Genomic DNA, 24,630 nt, shown 5'->3' with positions numbered 1-24,630 from the left:
ACGAGCGTGATTCAGAATCTACTCTCAGATTGTATTGAGTTTATTCATGGCTTTATGGTCTGCAGCAAGCGGTAAGTAGATTCTTAGTCTCGCTATGGCTCGCTAGAATGACGCAGCTTTTCTTATCGCGTAGGCTGGAAGAGTCGCGCTGCTGATGCGTCTCAAGCGAGATTTCGGATGGTCACTTAGGCTTGTCTGGAATCGCTTTTTTAGATGGTTTTGTAGAGGTCAGAGCCAAACTCGAACCGTCATTCTGAACCGCGAGGAACGAGCGTGATTCAGAATCTACTCTCAGATTGTATTGAGTTTATTCATGGCTTTATGGTCTGCAGCAAGCGGTAAGTGGATTCTTAGTCTTGCTTTGGCTCGCTAGAATGACGCAGCTTTTCTTATCGCGTAGGCTGGAAGAGTCGCTCTGCTGTTACGTTTAGCGAGGTTTCGAATGATTCACTTAGGCTCATTAGAATGACTCTAGTTTTCTTATTGCGTAAGTTGGAATGGTATCTCAGCATCATTCCCGATAGCGATGAAGGAGCGCTGTCGGGAACCTCGCCTTTAATCTCTCGTTTCTTGCTACTCCAAATGATGCGTACTACCCACGGTTCCTTCCAAGTCTAAAATCGACTGGCGAACGTGATCTGGAATCGCAGCTTTAACGTTGTTCTTAAAATCAAACATCACACCAGTGGCGGTCGCGATGGTCGCAATTTTCCCCCACTTCTTACTCAGCACTTGGTACTCCATTGTGATGCGATCTTCTTGCATGTCGATTACGCGAGAACCGACTAATAGCGTGTCTGGGTAAGTAACAGGCAATTTGTAGCGGCATTGAGTCTCGCTCAGTACTGGCCCAATTTGCGAGGTCTGCAGGTCGACCAGCAGGTTAATTTTGTTGAAGTAATCTAAACGTGCGGTCTCGAAGTAGCGAAAATAGACCACGTTATTAACGTGTTGCAGAGCATCCATTTCACCCCATGCGACTTTTATCTCTGTGATAACGGGAAAGTCCTTTAACAGTGTGTCCATTTTTATAGCTCCTTTTTCATCTGCTTTGCCACAAATTGCGACGCGACTTATCACTTTGAGCATTTATTCTAGATGTAATCATTTAATATGTAATAAAATTGTTTTTAAAATGTGAAATGAAATAGTGGTTTGATTATGTAAACTAGAAACTTTACATAATCGAGTTGAAGGCGTAAGTTTAACTAAGAGTAACCAGATAGGAGGTGTCTCATGATTGAACTCAAAGGTTTCAACCTCGCAAGAGTTGAGAAACGCATTGATTGGACAGGTGAGCTGTTCAGTTTGAGAATATCTGGCGCGCCTCTTTCCTTTAAAGCTGGCCAATTCACCAAGCTTGCTTTGCTTGATGATGAAGGTAAGCCGATCAGCCGTGCTTACTCTGTGGTTAATGCACCAAGCGAGCAATTCGATTGGTTGGAATTTCTAATAGTAGCCGACCCTCAAGGACAACTTTCTCCACGGCTCCAAAAGCTTAAATCTGGTGATAGCATTTATGTCGGTGCCACCGCACATGGCGATTTAATCCATGACTCTATTCCTAAACAGGCTCATGACCTGTGGCTGCTATCTACAGGTACGGGGATTGGACCGTTTTTATCGCTGCTGGATGATATAAACTTACCGCCTCACAATGAGCGCATTGTGCTGGTTCATGCCGTTCGTTTCGAAAAAGATCTGGTTTATAAATACCTAATTGAACAGCTTCAGCAACGATATGAAGGCAGATTAAAGTATATACCGATAGTCAGCAGGGAAGTGGTTGACGGTAAATTACAAGGCCGAATTCCTGAACTCATCGAATCGGGTTTACTGTCCAACGCCGCTGATGCGCCATTCTCAGCTCAGCGTAGCTTTGTCATGATGTGTGGGAATCCGCAAATGATCAAAGATACCGTGCCCGTTTTACAAGAGCTAGGCTTGGAAAAGTATCGCCATCAAACTGGGGGAAATATCATTTACGAACGTTACTGGTAGCGTTTTGTTAAATTGATACGGTTATGCTCAAGATGTAATGATTACTTTTGAGATACGATCGCGATTTAGTATGTTCTTAGTTGAATATTATGTTGGCAATACCTAAACTGCGCTCACCATTGCGCGTCTGTACACTCAGTCATTCTCGCTTAACCAATTACATTGAGGTGACTGAAGTCCATGTATGCTTTTATCGCGAGCAAGCAACAGAGAATCATTGCTGGTTTTATCGACCTGCTCTTTGCGATGGTGGTCGTGTTAATCATCGCATTGAGTATTAACTCTTTTCTTAACGACTTTCAGCTCTCTTTAGCAGATAACCTCACGCTTGTTCGTGAAACTCAGGCGTTTTACTTGCTTTCTTTACCAACGGTTTTAATGATCAACTGGAATGCATTGAGTCATGGGCAAACCATTGGTATGCGCATGATTGGTATTAAAGTTGTAATGAAAAATGATAGTAAGGCAACGAAAGTTACAGCAGGGTTAAGGCTTGTTATTAGCTACTTGCTGGAGATGCTCATTCCGGGGATCCCGTTGGTAAATTTGGCATTGTTGTTCTTTCATCCGGAGCGACGATTGTTGCATGACTTGATCGCCAATACTAAAGTTGTCCAAGCTTCCTAATTTTTGATCAAAAAAGCCACGTGAAGTGGCTTTTTTAATATCGATAAAGTTAACCAGATTTACTGTTGATTAACATATTTCTTAAAGCGAGCTTTGGTTTCTGCGTCTGCTTTTTGGTACCAGAAGTGCAGCATCTCTTCAGCTGTCGAATCCGCTTTAACCGCAGTTGCTCTCACTTGCTTCATATCCGCAGGAACCTTTGCAGGAAGCGTGACTGGCTGCATGGTTGCTGCGCCAGCAAAAGCCACGGCTGCTGCACCGCCAGCTTGGTTATAATCTTCGATTTCACGTACGTAATCACGACCGATTTGCATACCCGGTTTGAGCAACTTGTCCTGGTCAACCGCGATTGCGTTGCCAGAATCATCAACCAGTTTCCAATCTAAGTCTTTGATCTTCTCTTCCGCATCACGTAGGTTGCGGTATTCTGGCATTTGTAGAGTGAGTTCGGCATTGGTCGCGTCAAATCGTGTAACGATAACATCGCTTTCAACACTTAAACGGTCATTACCTTGGTTGAAGTAAGGGGCGAAACGAAATACGACTTGGTTAAGGCCATCAGGTAACGTCAGTGTTCTTTCAGAGGCGAAAAAACCACCCGAAAGATCTGCTTTTTCACCGTTAGCCGCTAATACTGAAACGTTGTCAGGAACACTCACGGTTACATCTGCGAATGCCATGCCACTCATTGCGAGAGCAAGCGCACAAGTTAAAGGCTTGATCAATTTCATTGTTTTTATCCTAAGCAAATTAGTGGTCATCGAGAGTGCATCGTTCATTGCCCGATTGCAACTCCCAAGTGTAATAAGTATGAAAATTTAACAAGAACGTCATTTTTATCGCATTTATTACGACGAAACTGTGATCCAAATAGAATCAAACCGCTGAAATGCAGCGGTTTGATATCATAAGTTATAGATTAAATTTCTTTCTAACTTATTGATTTATTAAATGCCAGCACCGTGTCCAGGTTCTGATTGGTCATCAGAAGCGTCTTGTTGTTCTGCCATTTCTTCTTGCTGTTGTGCTTTCTCAATGCTCAACCACCAAACAAATAACTCATACCAAATTGCTAGGATAACGGCACCTAAGAACAGACCAACGATGCCGTAGAAAAGCATACCACCGATGGCACCGAGCAGAATCACAGGCATTGGCACGTCGACGCCACGTCCCATTAACATTGGTTTGAACAGGTTTTCAGAAAGAGCCGCAACTACGACCCAAACAGTAAACATGGTTGCTGTTGAGGTGTCTTGGGTCATGTACATGAAGCCAATCACAGGTAGCACAGCGAGCAACGCCGGGAGCTGAGCGATACATAAGATCATTAGAAGCAGTGTGAGTAAACCTGCTGCCGGAACGCCAAATACGAAGAAACCAGCACCGATCAACAGTGCTTGAATCGCCGCTACACCGACTACGCCAAGCAGTACGCTTTTAATTGTTGCTGCGATAAGCGTGGTCCAGCTTTTTGCGTTTTCACCAGCGGTTCGAATCGCGATGGTTCTTAAGCCTGATGCTGCAGATTCAGAGTACGTCATGAAACCTGCTGCAATAGCAAGTGACAAGATTGAAAGCAGTAAACTTCCCAATACGCCCCCAAGTGTACCCAGTAAAGATGTGAGTCCTGCCTTTATTTGTGGCATAAAGGTTTGAATCGCTTGCTCAAGATTAGTAGCGAATAGGGTCCACACTTCGTAGAGCTTATCACCTACGATAGGCCAATCCGCTACGGAAGGTTTTGGCCCTGGTATTTTCACTTGTCCATTTTGTAGTACTTCAAGCGCGTGCGTTGCACCATCCACAATGGAGCCTGATACCATAACAAGTGGCGTGACAAGGAGGGCAATACCAAGTAAAGCAATGGTTGTGGCTGCCAGACCTCTGCGACCACCATATACACGCTGCAATTTTTGGGTAAGCGGCATTAAAGCGACGGCTATAATAGCGCCCCAAATAACCGGAAGGATGAAGGGTTTGATGATGTCGTACGTAAACATCAGCAAGACAAAGATCAAGCCAATGCGTATTGCCGATTCCACCATATTACTGATGAAAAGCTTACTGTCGATTTTTACCGATTGTTTATCCATTTTTGTTTACCTGATGATCAATGTTAGAACTGACGAGACTTGAAACAACAATCGCCATATAAAAAACACCTGTGATGGCCTCTAAATACACCACGACTTGAGCCAGTGGTGTTAGAGGACTAATGTCGCCATAACCGAGCGTGGTTAAGGTAACGAAACTGAAATACGCTGCATTGGAGAAGTTCTGCCCCCAAGAAATCGCTTCCATACCGGTAAAGGCTTCAGGCGAAAACTCAAGCAGGATGAGGTAGGCAATCGCCCACATCAGACCAAGCAGCAAGAAAAGCGCTACCGAGCCAATGACTTTGTTGCTGTTGACATGGCCGGTGAAAAGAATCTGTCTTGCGATGGATTTAAAAGTGCCGAAAAAGAACGCAAAGGTGAGGGCAAGCATCACCACATTCATCTCTCTGATGTCGAAAACGGTCTTGATCACAATCACAAGAACCCAAACACCAAACAGGCTGTAGAGGAAACGAGACCAGGTTTTGTCAAAGCGAAGGCTCGCAAAACAGACGATAAACGTCAGAACCGTGAAAGCCTGAAGTATGTGTTCAATCGTCCCTTCACCTACGACTTGTGCCATCGCACTCCCTAGCAACAAAATCACTAGTGCTAAGGTTAGATAGAAGAAGTTGTTTTCTTCATTAATATTTTTGAGGTTTTTACCAATGACCATGGCTCTTCTCACTTAGTTATTGTTCACTTTCTGCGGATGACTCTTTCATCACCATGATGGACGCAGAAAGCCCGAATCGAAGATCAACATCTTCAGGAAGTTCTTGTAGGGAGATTCGCACCGGAATACGTTGTGCTAGGCGAATCCACTGAAAAACAGGGTTTACGTTTGGAAGAAGGTTGTAGCCGACCGTGCCGTCTTTGGGCGCAATACCCCAACCAATCGAGTCAACCGTCGCGTCAATTGGCGTGTCTGGGTGAGACATCAAAGTGACACGCGCTTGGCTGCCAGGTTCGATTTGCGCAAGTTGGTTTTCACGGAAGAAACCAAATACCCAAAAGCTGTTTTTGTCGATCAGTGCGAGCAGTGGTTGGTTTGCGACCGCTTGCGTACCGTTTCTAATATCGAGGTTAGATACAAAACCATCGACGGTCGCATAAACTTTGGTAAAGCTGAGGTTAAGGCGTGCTGATTTTAGTTGTTCTTCTGCAGATTTGATTTGCAGTAGCGATTCTTCGTAAGCGATTTCACGACGAATCAGATCCTTATGAGAAACTGCGCCACGGTCTTTGGCACGAATGTCTTTTAAGCGGTCATATTCGATTTTTTTACCGCGAGAGCTAACAATGGAGCGCTCCAGTGCTACTTCGGCTTGAGATAACGCAACCTGGTAAGTCGCAGGGTCGATTTCAAACAGTAAATCCCCCGTTTTTACTTCTTGGTTGTCTTGCACCGCGACATTTACAATTGGGCCTGATACGCGAGGAGCCACTTTGATGACGTTAGCACGCACTTGCCCATCTCGTGTCCATGGGTTATTAAAGTATTCCTCAAACTTTTGATAGCCGAGCCAAGCTGCGCCACCAAGAATGACAAGATTGAGTGCGATTACGAATAGTTTTTTCATCTTGTTTGGCACCTAAAATTGAATATAAAAGCTGTCGATGGCCACCACATAAGCGACCATGATGGCAATAAACGTCAGAGACGGAAAAGCGATGAAGCGAGACAAACGTGTCTTGTTCAATATCATCACCGTTATCCACGTGGCCGTGACGGCGAGAAAGAGCACGAGTAGCGTAGGAGAAAAGTAAACGTCTCCCCAAGAGAGTTCATGAGGCATTACCGATCCTCCGTTTTGTTTTCATCACTGGTCTCAGCTGGAGTTTCGAGTCGCAAAGGTGGCAATACGCGGTTTTCTTCATTTAAATAACTTCCCCAGTCAGTGCGCTCTGTCATCTGCGTGGCAATCGATTCACTGATGAAAGGTTTGCCTGTTTGGGTTTGCCAGCCTCCACCGAGGGCTTTGTAGAGCGCGACAACTTGGTTCGCAACATTACCTTTGATCGTTGCGTAGCTGTCCTCTGCGCGGGTCATTTTCTCTACCGAGTTGAGCAGACGTTCAAAAGAGATTTGGCCGTTTTCGTACTGCGTCATGGAGATATTGAATGCACGAATGGAAGAGTTGACCGATTGCAAACGTAAATCTTTTTGCTGCAAATACAGGTCATACGCTTCGATTGCATTGGTGACTTCATTAACGGCTTGCAGCACTTTTTTGTTGTAGTTGGTCAGTGTTTCTTGGAAGCGAGCATCTTCGAAACGAATGTTATTTTTCACGCGTCCGTATTGGAAAATATTCCAACTGAACGTTGGGCCAACCACCATGGTGAGCGAATCGCTAAAACTGAAACTGCTGCCATCGGGAACCGTACTGTCGATACCGATGGAACCGAACAACGAAAAGCTTGGGTACAGAGCGGTTTCTGCCACGCCAATCTGCGCACTTTGCGCGCGAGCTTGCATCTCAGAGACTTGCAAATCCGGACGTCGCATCACTAAGTTAGCATCCACTTGCGTATCCAAAAGCGGTGGACGTGGCACAATGGAACGCTCGTCGGTGCCCGATAGCGCCGATTTTCTGCCCGTCGATTTGAACTGGGCTTCGTACTCAGCGATTTGCTTGTGCATCCCATCCGACTGTAGCAGTCGATCTACTTCTTCTGGTAACAGACCCAGTAGCAAAGCCAACACAGTACGTGATTGCTTCATTGCCACTTCGAGGCTCGGTAACGCTGCTTTGGTGGTGTAGAGTTGGTTTTTAGCTTGTTGAACGTCCAATTCTGTAACGTTGCCAGAGTCGAACTGCACCTGTGTAATGCGGACGACACGCTCTTGAATCTCTATGTTGCGGCGAGACAGCAAAATACGTTCTTGGAATGTGCGATAGTTGATGTAATTGCGTGCCACTTCGGCGGTTATAGTGACCATGATGTCGTGATACGATGCGATGGATGCGTAGTAACCCGCTTCTGCCGACTCAATACCGCGAGCATACTTGCCCCAAACATCCATTTCCCAAGCAGCATCAAACGACAAAGTGGCGTTATTCACGCCCTGATCATTTACGTAGGCACGCGCTAGGTTTCCTGACACGGTTTGAACTTGTGGGTATTGCAAGCCAGTCGAAATACCAAGCAATGAACGTGCTTGGACAATTCGTAGCCCTGCGGCTTCTAAATCGAGGTTTTGTTTGCTCGCCAACTCAACCAGCTGATTAAGAGTTGAGTCATTAAATTGCTGCCACCATTGTTGTAGCTGTTGCTCTGATTGCTGCGTATCTTTGGCTGCTTTTTGCACCGACCAGTCACTTGGCAGTGGCGCCTGCTTTGGATGAACATAATCTGGTCCTACCGTGGTACACGCACTTAGTCCGAGCAAAGAAAGTATGGCGAGGCTTGGTTTGGTTAGTTTTGGAAGCATCATATCCCCACCTTTAAAAACGCTTCTGTTGTAAGTTCACCCAATCGATATCCTCGTAGGTTTGCTTGCAATGCTTGATTGCTTCGAACACGTTCCGTTTTAAATTCAGCAAGATATAAAAACCGGCTATCTCTGAATAAGAGTAGTCAGATAAATCCAACTCACTAAAAAAATCTTCCAGTTTATCTTCGAATGTTTGGTAATCCTGACTGTATTGGTCGAATACGGAGTCGAGTTCTTGTGTTGCTTGATGGCTGGCTAAAGCGCCTGCCATCAAAGGAATGATGGAATCGCGGTGTTGTTGACGAAGCTGAGTAATCAGCGGATTGGCCATCAACTTTTTCTCGGCGGCCATTAAGATGTTGATGTGATTACTGAGTACATCACACGCTTTGCTAAACGCGCCAATCGCTTCTGGCGTGGTTTTATCAAAGTGTTTGTGGTTGATTTTCGAACCCCAGACTTTGAGCTTTTTCGATGAGACATTGAGCGTCACCAAGTGCAAGGCCCGTTTGAGCGGCGTAATAACCGAGCTGGACTGCTGTTGATAGGTAGTGAACAGCTCTCGGGTATGTCGGAAGTAGCGTTCTTTTATGGTCAAAAAGAGGTGTTCTGGTCGTGAGCTAAACGGGAAGTAGTGCGCGAAAATAATCATGAACACCACCATGTAGAACAACAGCATGATCGTCATGAGGATCCCGAAGTGATAAAACATGTTGTTGTCTAAACCAAGAACAAACAAGCCAATCATATAGAAAATCGTCACTGGCCCGTTAAACAGATAAAAGCCGATAAAGGTGTAGATAAAGATGAACAGGCCAAGTTCTAACCCGAGATCCAATTGCGGAAGAATGAAGACGTAAGAAGGCACCGCGAACAAGAAGCCGAAAGTGAACAGCACAAGCAACAAAATTGGGTGCACAGGCACGAACGACAGCAAAGACATAAACATGGTCGAGAAGACCACGAACGAGTAGCCGCCTGGTGGATTGAAATAAATCCAAATCAGTCCTGCAACCCAATAGGTAACAAAGGTTTTGACCGCAGTTTTAAAGTTTTCTGCGTCCCACCATAGAAACTTGCCTTTCGGTTTCGGCAGTGGCACGTCAAAGGAGACATTGTTCGTCACAGAGTCAATACAGCTAATGCTCTCCGCTAAACGCGACAAGTTTTGATGCATCAGTTCCAACAGGTGACCAAGCGTAAGCGCAGAGCCTTTCTCTAGGTGAGCTGCGTCTTCTAGCAACGCTTGGTTGTATTTGACTTTGAATTCCTGAGCACGAAAAGCGGGCTCTTTTTCGTCCCAGACTTGTTGGCAGGTATCAAATAGCGCGTCAATTTCCGCAACGGCTTGATCAAAGTTGCTGATGCTTTCACGGTCTTGCTGGTGGCTAAAGTGGCTGTGCGCCGCAACGGTCAATTGTTGCGTTACCTGCTTGTTCAAATGAACCGCCAAGCGCCACTCTTTCATGTAGGCCGACACGTCACTGCATTCCACACTGACCGTAGCAAAGCGCTGTTCGAGCGCATTTTGGGCGGCAAACATCTGTTCGATGAGAGTGTCCACGCTAGGTTGTGGCTCTTCAGCTTCTGGATTTTCTTCTCCGCCTTCTTGAGGAGAGATTTGCCCTGCCGATTTTTGCTCGAAATTTTGCAAGATAGCGGTGAACAACGCGCGTTGTGCTTGGTTGAGTTGTTCGATGAGCTGTCTTAGGTTTTGTTCTGTTTTGGTCGGGAATAAGAAAGTTCCCACGAGTGTGTAAACCACCACCCCAAACACCGTCATATAGGCGCGGTCAACGCCATAAAGGAACGCACCTTCTGCGTCACCGCCATTGGACATCATCAACGTCATCACACCGGTCAGCATGAGTAGCGTAGGATCTTTTTGATAGGCATTACGGAAGTAAAAAATGAAAGAGACCACAACCGACACGCTCAGCATGTACAGCAAGCGATCTTGAGCAAACAACCCCACCAGTAACAAGCCAACCACGGCACCAACCAATGTACCTAACACGCGTAAGGTACCTTTGGCGAGGGATTCACGACGACTGCCTGTGGATGCAATCAGCATCACTGTGGTTGCGGCCGTCGATGCTTGCGGCCAACCCATGGCAAACGGGATCAGATAAGCCAGAGTTAGGCTAAGCGATACTTTAATAGCGAATTTTATTTTGTCGTTCATAGTGTCAAAGTTTGCTCAGGCTTATCGTTATAAGTTGATGAATTTCTTATATGAATAATCAGAATCTTGTTCTGAATAAATTCGGGGGGCGGAATATAGCGGGTGAAAAAGTGTGCTTTGTAAACCCTTTGTCAAAACAAAAAGTGCGTATTTGGCTTGATCTCGTGCTAGCCCTTGGCGTTATTGGTGAAACGCCTAAAACGAGCAAACTCGCGATCTGTGATGATTCTCACTTTTGAAACAAAATCGCTGCATTGTGTGAGCCAATTCTCACCTTATATTCTTCGCCTGGTACCAAAGCAGACCACTTGTACCATCTGCAATGAGCTTTACTGCTTTAAAAAGCATAGATGATGAATGGGTATTTGAGAGGGAAAGTTATTACTTTTTATCGGCTTGCCGATTGTTCGTTTGTTTTTTTGGATCGAGATAAAAAAACCAAAGCGATCCCACCAAGAATGATGCCGCTGGTTAAAAGAGTATGCAGTGAAAGAGGCTCGTGGAGTACGATGCTGCCGAGTAGTAAAGCAATGGCTGGCACGGAAAGTTGGCTGACGGCGGCTTGAAGTAAAGAGAGCTTACGTACGACTTGGTACCAAAGTGTATAACCAAGGCCAGAGGCAATGGCACCAGATGCGATAGCGAGCAACACTCCGCTCAAAGAAAGTTGGATTGAGGACAAGATTAATGGCGAAAGGAGCACGCCAATTATTGATGCAGCGATGAATCCCCACGTGATGCCACTACTTGGAGAAGGCGCTTGTTTACCGAGCGCAGTAAACGCAGCCCAACAAACGCCAGAAATCAACATAAGAAGTGCAGAGCTAATATCGGGGCGAGTGGCAGATGGCAACATCAACCAAACAAATCCAACAATTGAAAGACCGATACCGATGACTTCGAGAAACTGAAAGCGCTCACCTTGCCACCAATAGATTGCCAGTAATGTAAGTTGCACGGCACCAAACAAAAGCAAAGCACCAGTTCCTGTCGCCAGTTGTAAGTACGCGAAAGAGAAAAGGGCAGCGTAACCAAATAACGCCACGCCAGCAAAAAAGCGAAAGCGAGAAGTTGGCCGATCGGTTTTCCACTGACCTCTCACGACAAGCATTGCGATTAAGATAACAGCGCCGGATATCAATCGAATGAGCGTGAAGCTTCCTGCATCAATTAACCCTTCTGCCAAGGCAAGTCGGCACAATAATGAATTAGCAGCGAACGCCAGCATTGCAATAGCAGTGAGTAAAAAGGTCGACATCCTTGATCCTTAGCGTGTAAATGAACAGCTAGTGTAGATCCAAAAGAACATTTTTATTAGTTGATAAAGTGATTAGTTATAGCTATCAGAGCAAGAAAGTCATTAAAAATAACCAGATAAAACCTGACCTTAGCCTGAGTCTTACTGTGGTTGGGAAGGTTGTTTGTACAATGACTTAATGGTGTTTTTCAACCATAGCAATTTGGGATTGTACGCATTGCGTTTATGCCAAATCATGGTAAATGGAATCAGTAACTTGTCTTGTTGAGCTTGGTCTAATGGAATTGGCAAGCACACCAAATCGAGATGCAGCTTTTCTGTGTAACTTTTGCAATAGTGCGGCGCGGTGGTGATCATGTCATGCGTCGGCTGCGCTGCCATAAAAAGGGATTGCTCAAAGTTGGACATCGTCAGCCCGATAGAGCGCTGTAGCCCTAGTTCCGTTAATACTTCATCCAACGCCCAAGTTTCACTTTTTTCCCAAACAATATTGATGTGTTGGTAGCTCAGAAAGGTCTCGAGATTCCACTCTTGCTGTAATGCCGGATGATCTTTATGTAAATACACCATCGGCAGGTCAAAAAATAGAATCTCAAAATCCAAGAAATACGGCAGAAGATCCAACGACTCTTTCGATCTCGGGTGACTTTCTCGGCCGGTAAAACCGATATCCGCCTCGCCTCGAATGATGGCGTCGAGTGAATCGTAATCCCAGTTACTGGTTTTTACTTTCGCTTCAGGGTATCGCTGGTGGATAGCTACGATGAGTCTGTCCAGCACTGTGAGCACTAATGGCGACTCAATCGTGATATCAAAACGCACTCCTTTAGGCGTAATATCGCTGCGTTTTTCTGCAATCTGGCTGCCAATTTGCAGCCATTCTGCAAGATCTTGCTCCATGCTTTGCGCCAAAGGCGTTGGCGCAAGACCTTTAGGTGTTTTGACAAACAAAGGATCATCGAACCAATGACGAAGTTTGTTGAGCGACTTACTTACGGTAGAGGGCGTAACGTTCAGCTTTTTCGAGGTTTTCGAGACGCTTTGCTCTTGCAACAATAATTGCAGAGTGAACAGTAAGTTTAAATCAAGTCGCGCTAGGGATTTCTTCATAATGGGTATCGTGAACAGGCTTTGGAATCAATAGTATTAGAGCAAGGCTGATTACGCTACCTAGCACTAAGATAAACACCAACATATTCAGTGCAGTAACGCCGATGAAACCCATAAACCAAATATAGAACGCGGAACTACAAACTTGAGCAATGCCCAGTAACGAGCTTGCCACGCCAGCTTGTTGAGAGAATGGGCTGAGCGCTTGGCTCATGGCCACGCCAAAGCCACAAGCGAAGCCTGCGCAAATCAGCCCAAGTCCGAACACATAGTAAAAAGGTTGTCCATCATGGAAATGGGCTGCACTGAGCACGATGGCTGAACAAACGAGCAATACTTGAGAGCTCATCATTAAGGTTCGCTGCTTGAAAATCCCCAATGCCAATGGCGCCGAGAACGAAATCAACATACTGATTGTCGCAGTCCCCGCCATGATGGAAGAATAGCCACCGCGATCAAAACCAAGCATACTCATCACAACAATTGGTGAAGCGTTAACAAAGGTCAGGATGGTGGTCACTCCAAGTGCAGTAATGATCAGCCTACTGATAAAAAATCGCTCGAAGAAAGTCTCTTGATGGCTCTCTGGCGTTGTCTGTTCTTCACCTTGTTGGCTGGGTAGTGATTCCTTGAGAACAAAAATGGCCAATACACTGACGAGAATGCCCATTCCTGCCATCGTGGTAAACAAACTCGGCCAAGGAAATTTCAGCATAATCAAGTGACCAATCACGGGTGCGATCACTGGAATGATACAGGTGATGCCATTGAGCATCGACAATACTTTCGCGCGGCGTTCATCGTCTAATGTGTCGCGTAAAATCGCGAACGCGACGACATAGCAAGATCCAGCCCCGATGCCTTGGCAAAAGCGAGCAATCAAGAAAGTGTTTGGTTGCTCAGCCATCCCGCCGAGAAAAGACGCGAGCACGAAGATCATCGCGCCGACGACGGCAACAGGCTTTCGTCCCACAGAGTCTGCAATTTTCCCCGCGAATAACATGGTGGTAGCCATGCCAGCTAAATAGATCGAAAACGCAATATGCAACTGAGACTCACTGGCGTTGAGATCTGACGCAATTTGAGGCAAACCAACAAGATACAAATCAATGGCAGTAGGGTAGAGTAAAACGAGTGCAAAACTACAAAGTAAAAAACGGGACATGGAAACCTCTCTATCGAATGGCGAGGATAATAGAGTGCTAAACGTTTGCCTGCGAGTGGGAAATACGACACTAGGTATTTCTATTTACGACATACCCTGTATGAATTGAGCATAAAAACAACAAGGAAGATTATGATTACTATTGAAAAGTATTCGCCTGAGCGACATGAACACACTTGCGAACTTAGCGTTCTAGAAGAGCAATCGCAGTTTACGGTCGCGGATGTGGGTGAAATGCTTACACGTCTTGAACCCACAGAGCTTCCGCATCTGATTTTGGCAGACGATGACGTGGTTGGCTTTTTTCTATTTGATGCTGCTTACAGCGAGAAATACGATTTTTGCCCGAAAAACAGTTTAGGCGTACGTGCTTTGCTGGTGGATCACCGTCATCAAGGCAAAGGCATCGCCAAGCGAGCCATTCAACAGTTTGCCGATTTCGCCAAACGCCATTATCCCGAGTTTGATGCGCTTTATCTCACTGTGAATTGCCGCAACATACCCGCTTATCAGTGCTATTTAAAATCAGGGTTTGAAGATACCAATGAGCTTTACCACGGCGGCCCCGTTGGACCGCAACACATTATGAGACAGCCGCTTTAGCTAGGAAAAACCAAGGATGGAAAGATGAGGATTGAAATCGACAATTTAGAACGGCCGCAAGTGATAGCGATGTTGGAAGGACATTTACAGGACATGTACGCCACGTCACCACCAGAAAGCGTGCATGCGTTAGATTTAGATAAGCTCAAAGCGCCAGAAGTGACATTTTGGACCGGATGGAAAGGTGAGCAACTGCTTGGGTGTGCGGCGATTAAAGAGTTGGATGACCAACACGCGGAGCTGAAATCCATGCGCACCACGCCTACGGCAAGAAACCAAGGTGTGGCATCTCAATTATTGATTCATGTGATTGAGCAAGCGAAGCAAAAAGGTTTGCAGCGCTTGAGTTTAGAAACGGGCTCGATGGAGTTTTTTAAACCAGCGCGCCTGTTGTATGAAAAGCATGGCTTTGTGTACTGCGAGCCGTTCGGGGATTACGAACTCGATCCGAACAGTCAATTCATGACCCTAGAACTGAGCTAGGGCCATGAATTTTTAGAAGCTAAATCCAATCGATTTAGAAATTCAGATTCAAGTTGATGGTTGGCGACAAGAGGCTTGAACGCTCGTCAGCCAATCGCTTTCTCTTCTCTTTCAGTCTCTTGGCATTATCTTTGTCTGGATTGCCATCAAGCTGATTATCGATGACCGAGATTTCAGTATCGATTTGTTGGATGCGTTGCTGGCGTTGATATTCTTTATGACCTAACTGGTAGTTCTCAATAAACTCTTTGCTGCTGCATACACCGTAATATTCTTTGCCTTCGATACCGACAGTGTACCCATTGTCTGGTGAGCAATATTGGATAGTGCCTTTATCAAAGCCTTCTTTCCATTTCGCTCGGTCGGGTGTCACACCCGCTTCACCACAGTCTTCGGTATAGCTATTGATAATGTTTGGATCGTTGCCATCTCGGCCATCTTGATAACCTACGTTGTACCAGTTTGCCGTTTTGCACTCATCCGGAGACATGCTGGCGCAACCTGAGAGCAAAGTCAGTAAAGCCAGGGGGATTAGCGCTCTTTTCATCAGTGACTGTCCTTTAAATAAAATCGAATTGATAACTTGAGTTTAAAATGAACACTGTTCATATCAATGGTTGAAATCATTGTATTCACAATTGTGGTGACTCATTAATCTAAGTGATAAATTTATTATGCTGAATAGAAGTGTGTTTGATTAGTATTATCCACGAACTGCGCCTTTGCTGCATCAATCCACTAGCCTTGGCTCCAAATTAAGTGATAATACCAACATAAAGATAAACACCGTCAATGAGGCTAAGACATTGAGCGAACAACCCACCGTCCTTATTATCGAGGATGAATCTGCTATCGCAGAGAACCTGATTCATGTATTAGAGATGGATGGCTACCACGCAGAGTGGTTTGCAACAGCAGGAGAGGGCTTAGCTTTTTTACAGCACAACTCCGCAGCGTTACTTGTCTTAGACGTAGGCTTACCGGATGGCAATGGTTTTGAATTGTGCAAAACCATCCGTGAGTTTTCTGATATCCCCATTATCTTTCTCACCGCAAGAAGCGATGAAATTGACCGCGTCGTGGGCTTGGAGATTGGCGCGGATGATTACGTGACTAAGCCATTTAGCCCGCGCGAAATGTTGGCTCGCATTAAACTTCGAATCAAAGCTAAAGCGCCAATGATGGAGCACAAACCAGAGCCTGTGGCTGTTCCAGATCAACCTCAATTTAGTCAAGATTTGGTTGCGCAGAACTTTGACTACGGTGTTGGCGGGCAAATGCTTGGGTTAACTGCGGTGGAATTTAAGATCCTCGATAAGCTGATTTCCGTCTCTTCCAATGTATTGAGTCGAGAGCAACTTATGATCGCGGCAGACATGGCGCCAGAGGCTGCATATGAGCGTAATATCGATACCCATATCAAAGCCATTCGCCATAAGTTGAAGCCGTTTGAGATGTCTGAACGCATCTGTACCAAACGTGGCTTTGGTTACTTTTACTGCATTAAAGGTGAATGATGAATCGCTGGCCGAAGATCCCGCTTGGACTCAGACTGTTTTTTCTCTACTTCATCTTAGTCGGGATGACGGCTTACATGGTGAGCAAAACGGTTGTCCAAGAACTTAAGCCAACCGTGCGCCAAACCACCGAAGAGACGCTGGTGGATATGGCGAACTTGCTTGCGGTATTGGCGGAAGAAGACGTCGCGAATGACAAGTTGTCTGAGAATCGCTTCTCCAAACTATTAACGGCTTATGGACAGCGAGAGCCTCAAGCGCGCATTTGGGAAATCGGCAAAAAAGCGATTAACCATCGAATTTACATCACAGATAAACAAGGCATTGTGATTGCGGATTCTTGGCAGCAAGACGTAGGCAAAGACTACTCGCAATGGAACGATGTGTATCTCACGTTGCGTGGTCAATACGGCGCGCGCAGTACCATCGAAGACCCGAAAGATCCGCTCTCAACCGTTATGCACGTTGCTGCACCCATTTATCACAAAGGCGAAATCATTGGCAGCGTGACGGTGGCAAAATCCAATCGCTCAGTACAACCCTTCATCGATCTTTCTAAACGCAATGTGCTGTTTTGGATGGTGTGGATGAGTGGTTTAGTGCTATTGGCAGGGGCATTGTTTGCTTGGCGAATTCACTCGGCACTGAACAAGCTAGAAGACTACGCGACCAAAATGGGTGAGGGTGAAAAGGTCTCTAAGCCAACATTTCGTATCTTTTACGAGTACGGTACGCTAAGCGACGCATTAGAGAAAATGCGCAATCAGCTCGATGGCAAACAATATGTGGAAGAGTACGTACAGACGCTGACTCATGAGCTGAAAAGTCCGTTATCAGCGATTAAAGGCGCGAGTGAAATATTGCAAATGCCGTTGCCTGAAGAAAAGGTCACACGCTTTGCTGGCAACATTGAGCGAGAAAGCGATCGCATGCAGTCATTGATTGATAAGCTGCTAGAACTGGCTCGTCTTGAAAAGCGCCCTGAACTAGAACAAGTCGAAGCTATCTCGCTAAAACAAATGGTCAATGAAGTGGTTGAATCGGCGGATGCGCGTTTGAGTGCTAAGTCTTTGATTGCCAACACTCAAATTGATGAACATTTCACCGTGCTTGGTGATGCCTTCTTGCTGAAACAAGCCGTTTTTAACTTGATGGACAATGCGCTGGATTTTGTTGATTCGGAGGGATGCATTGAATGGAAAGCTGAGGTCGCGAAAGAGAAAGTGTGCTTGTCGATTTTCAATTCAGGTCCTCACATTCCCGACTATGCAATGCCTCGTTTAACCGAGCGCTTCTACTCCCTCGCTCGGGAAAATGGTGTTAAGAGCACTGGGCTCGGGCTGAATTTTGTTGAGCAAGTGATCAAACTGCACAAGGGTAAGTTGCAAGTCGAAAACGTCGATTCTGGCGTGAAAGTGACGCTGGTTTTACCAACTCCATAGAAACTCCACATTAGCTCCATTCGTTCTCCAAATTGCTGATTTAGATTACTCCCATCAGCAAATGGAGAATGAAACATGAAAAAGATCCTCAATAACCAACTCGGCACGAAGTTCGCCTTCGTGCTGTTTTTGTTTGTCTTATTGCAAATCCCGCTTTCAATGGTCACTGGGCTGATCTCAGAACGCTCATATCGCCAAGATGAAGTTAGAAACGACATCGCACGCAGCAGCAGCGGCGAGCAGCGCATCATTGGTCCATTCATCATGGTTAACTACACCGAAACCAGTTACCGAGATGACAAAGTACAGATTAAAGAGCGTCGTAAATTCCTCTTACCTAGCACTTTTGATATGAGCGCGAATCTGGACAGTTTTGAAAAGTACCGAGGCATTTACCGCGCGCGTTTATACAAAGCACAAGTGGCACTGAAAGGCACTTTTGATGCAGACGATCTCGCGGCGTTGCAGGGGCTTGATATTGAAAACATGAGCCTAGTGGTTGGTATTGAAGACAGCCGCGGATTGATTCGTTTGGATGACATGACCATGGCGAGTTCTGATATCGAAGTCGTACCGGGAACGGGGTTAGATCAGTTACCACAAGGCTTCCACAGTGCTCTGACACTCGCAGACCTAAACGCAGAACAACCTTTGGCGTTCGATCTTAACTTCTTGCTGCAAGGGATGGGTCAGCTTCAAGTCACACCAATCGGCAGTCAAACAACGGTTGAGCTCTCTTCAACATGGGCTCATCCAAGCTTTATCGGTGATTACTTACCAGTGTCGTCAGAGGTATCCGAAGATGGATTTAATGCACAGTGGGCGAGCAATAATTTCTCTACCAATATCGCGCAGCTGTTCCAAAGCTGTTTGTCATCGAGTCACGCTTGTCACGAGCTTGAACAGCGACAAATGGGCGTAGATTTGATTGATCCCGTGGACCACTATTTGAAGTCCCATCGAGCTGTGAACTATTCACTGTTGGTTATCACATTAGTGTTTGCGAGTTTCTTCTTGCTGGAGCTGTTCCAAGCGCGTCCGGTTCACCCAGTACAATACGGTTTTATTGGTCTGGCTTTAGCGCTTTTCTATCTATTGCTGATTTCGATGAGTGAACACCTCGGCTTTAACTGGGCGTATGTGGTGTCAGCAGTCGCATCGACGGGGCTTTTAAGTGTGTATGTGAGCGGTATGTTGAGCAACACCAAACACGGCGCGATATTCGGAGCGTGTTTGCTCACTCTCTACGGATTACTGTTTGGCTTGCTACAAGCAGAGAGCTACGCATTGGTTATGGGGACATTGCTGTGTTTCGCGATTTTGAGCTTCACTATGGTTATTACACGCAACATCGACTGGTACGCACGAAATAAGAAAGCAGAAGAAAGTGCAAAGGCGAATCATGAAGATGTTTAAACGAGCAATTCTCACTGGGCAGCCAAGCAATATGGTTGAAGAGACGTCTGCTATCCGCCTGCAATTTTCTGCAAAAAATGGACTGAAAAGCTTGGTGTGTTTTATCGCATTGGTCGTTATTGCGCTCTATGTTCGAGACAGCTTTATTCGTCCGACATTTGGTGACGTTCTCGTTGTGGTTTGGCTCTACTACTTTCTTGCAAGTTTGTTCTCCATGCCTGTTAACTGGCTGGTTTCATTGGTGGTGTTGATTGCGTTTGCTGTTGAGTTAGGGCAACTGTTACAGGTCGCAGTTTGGCTTGGTATCGAATCTTCATCCCCTCTGGCTGTAATTTTGGGCGTCACATTTGATTGGAAAGATATGCTGGCTTACTGCATCGGAGGTCTACTGTGTTGGTGGATGGAAAAGAAATGAAAAACGAGATGAAAGCCATTGCGCTACCAAACCGACTCCGCCATTCCAAACGAGGTATTCGTAAAAGGATCAAAATCAGTTTACTCAAGCGCGTGTACCTTTGGTCACTGACCAATAGAGAACTGCTGTAAACCTCACCTGTTTATATGAAATACAAAAGGGAACTTTAAGTTCACCGGCGCACAGGGTGAGTTAAGATTCCCTTTATTAATAGGGTCTATTGAGCTTTCAAGCTGATTTTTGCAGCTATTTGTGGGTAATTTATATGAGGCAGAGACATTTGAAATGTAGTTGGTGTAACTGATAAGCCGGTAATGAAGTAGAAATGAACCACAAACGCTGCCCGAAGGGTTCGGCTAAAAGCGTTTTACTCTTTGTTGAGAGGTAATTGCTTAGAATGACTAGGCGGCAAACCTCTCGCCGCGATTAAAACGCTTTTATCTCGAACAAAATTTAACCATTAAAGTTCAATAGACCCTAACTAAGACATCTAGCTGCTACTTTTAATTAGCTTTCAAATGAAAGTTTATCGCCGAACGCCTCTTTCCAGTCTTTATCGAACTGTTCAACCGCAGGTTTTACTGCTGGGTGAGCGAACATTTGTGCCGCCACATCGGTTGGCAATGTAATGGCTTCGATGCCCAGTTTCATCACCTCCATCGCTTGTTGAGTATTCTTGAAACTCGCTGCCAAAATCTTCGCTGGTAGTTGGTTTTGATCGAGCAACAATTGAAGATCCGCGACCACTTCAACACCGTTGCCGTTCATCGCATCAATGCGGTTTACGTAAGGCGCTAGGTAGTCTGCACCGCACAGTGCTGCAAGGAACCCTTGTTGAGCTGAATAGATCGCGGTAGCAAGAACTTGAATTCCCTCTTTTTTCATTAGCTTAATTGCCGCTAAGCCGGTTTCTGTTGCTGGCACTTTTACCACCATATCGTAAGGCAATTCATTCAGTTGGCGCGCTTCTGCCACCATGCCTTCGACGGTTGAACTCACGACTTGAGCGTGAAAGCGAGGTGTACCGCCAAGTGCTTCTTGCATGCCTGCTAGGGTTTCATTCAGTCCCTGTTTTGACTTCGCCAAAATGCTTGGGTTTGTCGTCACGCCTTTTAGCGGTAGGCACTGGTTAAAGCGTTTTACTTCTGCCACATCAGCAGTATCTAAATAAAGTTCAATCATGGTTTCTACCTTAAACAAAATCTTCGTTTTGATGATGGGATCACTATAGATCTGACAATCGAACGAGATCTTGATTTTGATCAATTGAAATTTCATTTGAAGCTATAATAATTTCATTAAGTGAAAGTTAAGTGAAACTTGTAAACGCTCAAATGAAGCTTTCAGTTAGAACAAAGAAAAGCCGCTGATAAGACTTAACCAGCAAGAAAGAAACGAATTAGGTACACAGCGGTAGCACAGACCAAGAGGCAAGCAGAGATGTATTTCAATATTCAACGATTCTCTACCCATGATGGCGATGGCATTCGTTCCATTCTTTTTCTTAAAGGATGCAGCTTGTCTTGCCCTTGGTGTCAAAACCCAGAAAGTCGCAGCGAAAAGCATTCACTGTTGTTTGATCAGCGAAGCTGTATGGAAGATTGCCAACTGTGCGTTTCTGCTTATCAAGCTACAACTCAATCTACTGCGGGTAGTGAAACGGTGGGTGATGGTATTCAACGCATCGACAACCAGATCATCATCAATCGCAAAGCCATCAAAGAAGACCAACTGATCGCGCTGCGAAACGTCTGTCCGACGCAAGCACTGACAGTTTGCGGTGAAGAAGCGAAATCAGACATGCTGTTCGACACCTTAATGAAAGACAAACCTTTCTACGACCAAAGCCAAGGTGGTGTGACCTTCTCCGGTGGTGAGCCACTCATGCAAGCGGATTTGGTAGCAGAACTCGCACAGCGTCTGCATGACAACCAAGTCTCTACCGCTATTGAATCGTGCATGCATGTGCCGTGGAAGAACGTCGAAAAAGCCGCGCCGCATATTGATTGCTGGTTGGCGGATTTAAAACATACCGATGAAGAGAAGTTTCTTAGCTGGGCGAAAGGTTCACTAAAACGCATCAAAGACAATTTCCGAAAACTGGCACCTATCGCGAAACGCATTGTGATTCGCGTTCCCGTTGTGCCGGGGTTCAATGACACCATCGAAGAGTTGAAAGACATCATCGATTTTGCGGCTTCACTAGAAAGCTGCCAAGAACTTCACTTGCTGCCGTACCACACGCTCGGCATCAATAAATACCGTTTGCTCGATATGCCTTACGAGTGTTCTGACAAGCCATTAAACAAACCAGAACTGCTAGAAAGCGCCATGCAATACGCAAGCGAAAACACCCAACTTAACGTGATTGTAAGAGGTTAACTATGGACCTGAATTACCTTCCTGAGCGTATCAAAGCGCACAAATCGGCACTGGTAAATATCGTAACGCCACCTGTCTGTACCGAGCGTGCAGAGGCATACACTCGTGCTTACCAAGCAAACGAAGACAAACCTGTAATTATCCAACGTGCGCTAGCACTGCAAGAGCACTTACGCACTCGTACGATTTGGATTAAACACGATGAATTGATCGTCGGTAACCAAGCGAGCAAAGTGCGCGCTGCGCCTATTTTTCCAGAATACACTGTACGTTGGATTGAAGCGGAAATTGATGAGCTAGCCGACCGTCCTGGTGCAGGCTTTGCGGTCACTGAAGAAGATAAGCAAAGCATCCACAGCATCACACCGTACTGGCGCGGTAAAACCGTTCAAGACCGTTGTTATGGCTTGTTTACTGATGAGCAGCAAGAAATCTTAGCCAGCACCATCATTAAAGCCGAAGGCAACATGACTTCGGGTGACGCACACCTAGCGGTGGATAACGAGAAAATCCTTAAGCTAGGCATGAACGGTTTGCTAGAGGATGTTCGTCAGCACCGTGCTAACAATGATGTTTCGACCTTTGAAGGCTTGAAGAAAGAGCAGTTCTACAAATCGGTCGAAATTGTACTGCTTGCCATTCAAGATCACATGGTGAGCTACGCTGAATTGGCGGCAAAAATGGCGTTAGAAGAGACACGCCCGCTGCGCAAAGCTGAGTTAGAAAGCATTGCGGCAAACTGTCGTCATGTCGCGAGTGATGCGCCGGAAAACTTCTGGCAAGCACTGCAATTGAGCTACTTCGTTCAATTGATGCTACAAATCGAATCGAACGGTCACTCGGTTTCTTTCGGTCGTATGGACCAATTCCTCAACGAATTTTATGTTCGCGATATCGAAAACGGCACGATTGAGAAAGACTTCGCACTAGAGCTTTTACAAAGCTGCTGGTTGAAGTTGCTTGAAGTAAACAAGATTCGCTCTGGTGCACACTCAAAAGCATCGGCAGGTTCTCCGCTGTATCAAAACGTGTGTATCGGCGGTCAGAAGTTGAATGAAAAGGGTGAGCCTGAAGATGCAGTGAATCCACTTTCTTGGGCGATTCTGGAATCTTGTGGTCAGTTACGTTCGACGCAACCTAACTTGAGTGTGCGTTACCATGAAGGTTTAAACCAAGAGTTCTTAATGGGCTGTATTGAAGTGATTAAATGCGGCTTCGGTATGCCAGCGTTCAACAACGATGAGATTGTTATTCCTGAATTCATCAAGCTTGGCGTAGAGAAAGAAGACGCTTACAACTACGCATCTATCGGCTGTATCGAGACGGCGGTTCCGGGCAAATGGGGTTACCGTTGTACGGGTATGAGCTTCATTAACTTCGCTCGTATCCTGCTCGCTTCATTGAACGAAGGTGTGGATGCAACAACGGGTAAAGCCTTCTTGCCGCACGATAAGTCATTAGCAAAAGGTAACTTTGAGAACTTTGAGCAAGTGACGGCTTCTTGGGCAGAGCAAATCCGCTACTACACCCGTAAATCGATTGAGATTGATACGGTAGTCGACAGTGTGCTTGAACAGCAGGCACAAGACATCTTCTGTTCAACGCTGGTGGATGACTGTTTGGCTCGCGGTAAAACCGTGAAAGAAGGTGGCGCGAAATACGATTGGGTATCCGGCTTGCAAGTCGGTATTGCAAACTTGGGTAACAGCCTAGCAGCCATCAAGCACCTTGTTTTCGATGACGCGCAAATCACTCAGCCAGAGCTGGCAAAAGCATTGGCTGAAGATTTCGACGGAATGGAGAACGAACAGCTTCGCCAACGTCTTATCAACTTTGCACCAAAATACGGTAACGATGATGACGCAGTAGACCAACTACTGGCAGACGCGTACCAAGTGTACATTGATGAGCTAGAGCAGTTCGTTAATACGCGTTATGGTCGAGGTCCAATTGGCGGCGGTTATTACGCTGGTACATCAAGTATCTCGGCAAACGTCCCATTCGGTGCTTCCACCATGGCAACGCCAGACGGTCGTAAAGCGAAAACGCCATTGGCAGAAGGTGCGAGCCCGTCATCTGGCTCAGACCGTTTAGGTCCAACGGCAGTGTACAACTCGGTCGGTAAAATCCAAGCGAATAAGATCCTTGGTGGCGTGCTGCTTAACCAGAAGTTAAGCCCGGCAGCGGTAGAGTCTGAAGGGGATAAGCTCAAGCTTTCTATGTTGATTCGTACCTTCTTCAACCACCACAAAGGCTGGCACGTGCAGTACAACATCGTCTCTCGCGAGACCTTGTTAGCCGCGAAGAAGAACCCTGAACAATATCGTGATCTTGTTGTGCGAGTCGCAGGCTACTCGGCCTTCTTCACCGCGCTATCACCTGACGCGCAAGACGACATCATCGCACGTACTGAGCACGAGCTGTAAGTACACTGACTAACTAAAACAAAAGGCACCGATTGGTGCCTTTGGTTTGAATACTTAAT

The 24,630-nt window shown here is 45.9% G+C and carries 24 protein-coding genes; 11 read left to right on the top strand and 13 right to left on the bottom strand.

The annotated features are described in order from the left end of the window. Positions 1 to 573: 573 nt before the first annotated feature. Positions 574 to 1,026, bottom strand: a complete 453-nt coding sequence (locus R7Q48_RS05115; RefSeq protein ID WP_005374933.1) for an acyl-CoA thioesterase — start codon at positions 1,024 to 1,026, stop codon at positions 574 to 576. 210 nt (positions 1,027 to 1,236) lie between these two features. Between R7Q48_RS05115 and R7Q48_RS05110 the strand changes: the two genes are divergently transcribed. Next, positions 1,237 to 2,001, top strand: a complete 765-nt coding sequence (locus tag R7Q48_RS05110; protein WP_005374935.1) for a ferredoxin--NADP reductase — start codon at positions 1,237 to 1,239, stop codon at positions 1,999 to 2,001. A 180-nt stretch (positions 2,002 to 2,181) separates the two neighbouring features. Beyond that, complete coding sequence (locus R7Q48_RS05105) at positions 2,182 to 2,628, top strand: RDD family protein (protein WP_005374936.1); 447 nt, start codon at positions 2,182 to 2,184, stop codon at positions 2,626 to 2,628. A 59-nt stretch (positions 2,629 to 2,687) separates the two neighbouring features. Here the strand turns inward: R7Q48_RS05105 and R7Q48_RS05100 are convergent, their stop codons facing one another. From R7Q48_RS05100 to R7Q48_RS05055, 10 genes are all read right to left on the bottom strand, one after another. Then, positions 2,688 to 3,359 carry a DUF2057 domain-containing protein gene (locus R7Q48_RS05100; RefSeq protein WP_017634411.1) on the bottom strand — a complete coding sequence of 224 codons (672 nt, stop codon included), beginning with the start codon at positions 3,357 to 3,359 and terminating at the stop codon, positions 2,688 to 2,690. Positions 3,360 to 3,575: 216 nt separating this feature from the next. Then, positions 3,576 to 4,724, bottom strand: a complete 1,149-nt coding sequence (locus R7Q48_RS05095; protein WP_005386936.1) for an AI-2E family transporter — start codon at positions 4,722 to 4,724, stop codon at positions 3,576 to 3,578. Further along, complete coding sequence (locus tag R7Q48_RS05090) at positions 4,717 to 5,403, bottom strand: potassium channel family protein (protein ID WP_017634413.1); 687 nt, start codon at positions 5,401 to 5,403, stop codon at positions 4,717 to 4,719. Before R7Q48_RS05090 ends, R7Q48_RS05095 begins: the two co-directional genes overlap by 8 nt. A 16-nt stretch (positions 5,404 to 5,419) precedes the next feature. After that, positions 5,420 to 6,310 carry an HlyD family secretion protein gene (locus R7Q48_RS05085; protein WP_033906681.1) on the bottom strand — a complete coding sequence of 297 codons (891 nt, stop codon included), beginning with the start codon at positions 6,308 to 6,310 and terminating at the stop codon, positions 5,420 to 5,422. Positions 6,311 to 6,322: 12 nt separating this feature from the next. Further along, positions 6,323 to 6,526 carry a DUF1656 domain-containing protein gene (locus tag R7Q48_RS05080; protein WP_064354953.1) on the bottom strand — a complete coding sequence of 68 codons (204 nt, stop codon included), beginning with the start codon at positions 6,524 to 6,526 and terminating at the stop codon, positions 6,323 to 6,325. Further along, the gene (locus tag R7Q48_RS05075) at positions 6,526 to 8,169 is read right to left on the bottom strand and encodes a TolC family protein (RefSeq protein WP_033906682.1); all 1,644 of its coding nucleotides are present in this window, start codon (positions 8,167 to 8,169) and stop codon (positions 6,526 to 6,528) included. Before R7Q48_RS05075 ends, R7Q48_RS05080 begins: the two co-directional genes overlap by 1 nt. A 10-nt stretch (positions 8,170 to 8,179) precedes the next feature. Beyond that, positions 8,180 to 10,354 (bottom strand): FUSC family protein, encoded by a 2,175-nt coding sequence (locus R7Q48_RS05070; protein ID WP_054574893.1) that lies wholly within the window; start codon positions 10,352 to 10,354, stop codon positions 8,180 to 8,182. 388 nt (positions 10,355 to 10,742) lie between these two features. Next, the gene (locus tag R7Q48_RS05065; RefSeq protein WP_171344805.1) at positions 10,743 to 11,612 is read right to left on the bottom strand and encodes a DMT family transporter; all 870 of its coding nucleotides are present in this window, start codon (positions 11,610 to 11,612) and stop codon (positions 10,743 to 10,745) included. A gap of 141 nt (positions 11,613 to 11,753) precedes the next feature. Next, the gene (gene yidZ, locus R7Q48_RS05060; RefSeq protein WP_054574895.1) at positions 11,754 to 12,722 is read right to left on the bottom strand and encodes an HTH-type transcriptional regulator YidZ; all 969 of its coding nucleotides are present in this window, start codon (positions 12,720 to 12,722) and stop codon (positions 11,754 to 11,756) included. After that, entirely contained in the window at positions 12,697 to 13,887 is a 1,191-nt protein-coding gene (locus R7Q48_RS05055; RefSeq protein WP_138939454.1) for an MFS transporter, read from the bottom strand. The genes yidZ and R7Q48_RS05055 overlap by 26 nt, the downstream gene beginning before the upstream one ends. Before the next feature lie 132 nt (positions 13,888 to 14,019). Between R7Q48_RS05055 and R7Q48_RS05050 the strand changes: the two genes are divergently transcribed. Beyond that, a complete protein-coding gene (locus tag R7Q48_RS05050) occupies positions 14,020 to 14,490 on the top strand; it encodes a GNAT family N-acetyltransferase (RefSeq protein ID WP_238843719.1) in 471 nt (156 codons plus the stop codon). A gap of 24 nt (positions 14,491 to 14,514) precedes the next feature. Continuing rightward, a complete protein-coding gene (locus R7Q48_RS05045) occupies positions 14,515 to 14,973 on the top strand; it encodes a GNAT family N-acetyltransferase (RefSeq protein WP_033906688.1) in 459 nt (152 codons plus the stop codon). A 34-nt stretch (positions 14,974 to 15,007) separates the two neighbouring features. On the opposite strand, the gene R7Q48_RS05040 is transcribed toward R7Q48_RS05045, so the two are convergent. Continuing rightward, the gene (locus R7Q48_RS05040) at positions 15,008 to 15,520 is read right to left on the bottom strand and encodes a DUF2799 domain-containing protein (protein ID WP_238843718.1); all 513 of its coding nucleotides are present in this window, start codon (positions 15,518 to 15,520) and stop codon (positions 15,008 to 15,010) included. Positions 15,521 to 15,779: 259 nt separating this feature from the next. Between R7Q48_RS05040 and R7Q48_RS05035 the strand changes: the two genes are divergently transcribed. The 5 genes from R7Q48_RS05035 (at position 15,780) to R7Q48_RS05015 (ending at position 19,894) form a co-directional block, all read left to right on the top strand. Then, on the top strand, positions 15,780 to 16,490 hold the full coding sequence (locus tag R7Q48_RS05035) for a response regulator (RefSeq protein ID WP_206953150.1): 711 nt from the start codon (positions 15,780 to 15,782) through the stop codon (positions 16,488 to 16,490). Beyond that, positions 16,490 to 17,932 carry a two-component system sensor histidine kinase CreC gene (gene creC / locus R7Q48_RS05030; protein WP_256903119.1) on the top strand — a complete coding sequence of 481 codons (1,443 nt, stop codon included), beginning with the start codon at positions 16,490 to 16,492 and terminating at the stop codon, positions 17,930 to 17,932. The genes R7Q48_RS05035 and creC overlap by 1 nt, the downstream gene beginning before the upstream one ends. Positions 17,933 to 18,007: 75 nt before the next feature. Further along, positions 18,008 to 19,348, top strand: a complete 1,341-nt coding sequence (gene creD / locus R7Q48_RS05025; protein ID WP_256903053.1) for a cell envelope integrity protein CreD — start codon at positions 18,008 to 18,010, stop codon at positions 19,346 to 19,348. Then, positions 19,335 to 19,763 carry a DUF2809 domain-containing protein gene (locus R7Q48_RS05020; RefSeq protein ID WP_256903052.1) on the top strand — a complete coding sequence of 143 codons (429 nt, stop codon included), beginning with the start codon at positions 19,335 to 19,337 and terminating at the stop codon, positions 19,761 to 19,763. The genes creD and R7Q48_RS05020 overlap by 14 nt, the downstream gene beginning before the upstream one ends. Beyond that, the gene (locus R7Q48_RS05015) at positions 19,760 to 19,894 is read left to right on the top strand and encodes a hypothetical protein (protein ID WP_005453163.1); all 135 of its coding nucleotides are present in this window, start codon (positions 19,760 to 19,762) and stop codon (positions 19,892 to 19,894) included. The genes R7Q48_RS05020 and R7Q48_RS05015 overlap by 4 nt, the downstream gene beginning before the upstream one ends. 376 nt (positions 19,895 to 20,270) lie before the next feature. On the opposite strand, the gene R7Q48_RS05010 is transcribed toward R7Q48_RS05015, so the two are convergent. Then, positions 20,271 to 20,945 (bottom strand): fructose-6-phosphate aldolase, encoded by a 675-nt coding sequence (locus tag R7Q48_RS05010; protein ID WP_256903051.1) that lies wholly within the window; start codon positions 20,943 to 20,945, stop codon positions 20,271 to 20,273. A gap of 258 nt (positions 20,946 to 21,203) precedes the next feature. Between R7Q48_RS05010 and R7Q48_RS05005 the strand changes: the two genes are divergently transcribed. Both R7Q48_RS05005 and R7Q48_RS05000 read left to right on the top strand, forming a co-directional pair. Then, a complete protein-coding gene (locus tag R7Q48_RS05005) occupies positions 21,204 to 22,145 on the top strand; it encodes a glycyl-radical enzyme activating protein (RefSeq protein ID WP_237035907.1) in 942 nt (313 codons plus the stop codon). A gap of 2 nt (positions 22,146 to 22,147) precedes the next feature. Beyond that, complete coding sequence (locus R7Q48_RS05000; protein WP_256903050.1) at positions 22,148 to 24,571, top strand: formate C-acetyltransferase/glycerol dehydratase family glycyl radical enzyme; 2,424 nt, start codon at positions 22,148 to 22,150, stop codon at positions 24,569 to 24,571. Positions 24,572 to 24,630: the final 59 nt, after the last annotated feature.

It is taken from the genome of Vibrio sp. 378 (assembly GCF_033339435.1).
The sequence above is the reverse complement of the archived record's forward strand: the minus strand, read 5'-3'. Positions and strand labels throughout refer to the sequence as shown.

Bases quoted from the DNA above. Each gene is read 5' to 3' on its own strand.
- R7Q48_RS05115 (WP_005374933.1), bottom strand. From the start codon at position 1,026: ATGGACACACTGTTAAAGGACTTTCCCGTTATCACAGAGATAAAAGTC.
- R7Q48_RS05110 (WP_005374935.1), top strand. From the start codon at position 1,237: ATGATTGAACTCAAAGGTTTCAACCTCGCAAGAGTTGAGAAACGCATT.
- R7Q48_RS05105 (WP_005374936.1), top strand. From the start codon at position 2,182: ATGTATGCTTTTATCGCGAGCAAGCAACAGAGAATCATTGCTGGTTTT.
- R7Q48_RS05100 (WP_017634411.1), bottom strand. From the start codon at position 3,359: ATGAAATTGATCAAGCCTTTAACTTGTGCGCTTGCTCTCGCAATGAGT.
- R7Q48_RS05095 (WP_005386936.1), bottom strand. From the start codon at position 4,724: ATGGATAAACAATCGGTAAAAATCGACAGTAAGCTTTTCATCAGTAAT.
- R7Q48_RS05090 (WP_017634413.1), bottom strand. From the start codon at position 5,403: ATGGTCATTGGTAAAAACCTCAAAAATATTAATGAAGAAAACAACTTC.
- R7Q48_RS05085 (WP_033906681.1), bottom strand. From the start codon at position 6,310: ATGAAAAAACTATTCGTAATCGCACTCAATCTTGTCATTCTTGGTGGC.
- R7Q48_RS05080 (WP_064354953.1), bottom strand. From the start codon at position 6,526: ATGCCTCATGAACTCTCTTGGGGAGACGTTTACTTTTCTCCTACGCTA.
- R7Q48_RS05075 (WP_033906682.1), bottom strand. From the start codon at position 8,169: ATGATGCTTCCAAAACTAACCAAACCAAGCCTCGCCATACTTTCTTTG.
- R7Q48_RS05070 (WP_054574893.1), bottom strand. From the start codon at position 10,354: ATGAACGACAAAATAAAATTCGCTATTAAAGTATCGCTTAGCCTAACT.
- R7Q48_RS05065 (WP_171344805.1), bottom strand. From the start codon at position 11,612: ATGTCGACCTTTTTACTCACTGCTATTGCAATGCTGGCGTTCGCTGCT.
- yidZ (WP_054574895.1), bottom strand. From the start codon at position 12,722: ATGAAGAAATCCCTAGCGCGACTTGATTTAAACTTACTGTTCACTCTG.
- R7Q48_RS05055 (WP_138939454.1), bottom strand. From the start codon at position 13,887: ATGTCCCGTTTTTTACTTTGTAGTTTTGCACTCGTTTTACTCTACCCT.
- R7Q48_RS05050 (WP_238843719.1), top strand. From the start codon at position 14,020: ATGATTACTATTGAAAAGTATTCGCCTGAGCGACATGAACACACTTGC.
- R7Q48_RS05045 (WP_033906688.1), top strand. From the start codon at position 14,515: ATGAGGATTGAAATCGACAATTTAGAACGGCCGCAAGTGATAGCGATG.
- R7Q48_RS05040 (WP_238843718.1), bottom strand. From the start codon at position 15,520: ATGAAAAGAGCGCTAATCCCCCTGGCTTTACTGACTTTGCTCTCAGGT.
- creC (WP_256903119.1), top strand. From the start codon at position 16,490: ATGAATCGCTGGCCGAAGATCCCGCTTGGACTCAGACTGTTTTTTCTC.
- creD (WP_256903053.1), top strand. From the start codon at position 18,008: ATGAAAAAGATCCTCAATAACCAACTCGGCACGAAGTTCGCCTTCGTG.
- R7Q48_RS05020 (WP_256903052.1), top strand. From the start codon at position 19,335: ATGAAGATGTTTAAACGAGCAATTCTCACTGGGCAGCCAAGCAATATG.
- R7Q48_RS05015 (WP_005453163.1), top strand. From the start codon at position 19,760: ATGAAAAACGAGATGAAAGCCATTGCGCTACCAAACCGACTCCGCCAT.
- R7Q48_RS05010 (WP_256903051.1), bottom strand. From the start codon at position 20,945: ATGATTGAACTTTATTTAGATACTGCTGATGTGGCAGAAGTAAAACGC.
- R7Q48_RS05005 (WP_237035907.1), top strand. From the start codon at position 21,204: ATGTATTTCAATATTCAACGATTCTCTACCCATGATGGCGATGGCATT.
- R7Q48_RS05000 (WP_256903050.1), top strand. From the start codon at position 22,148: ATGGACCTGAATTACCTTCCTGAGCGTATCAAAGCGCACAAATCGGCA.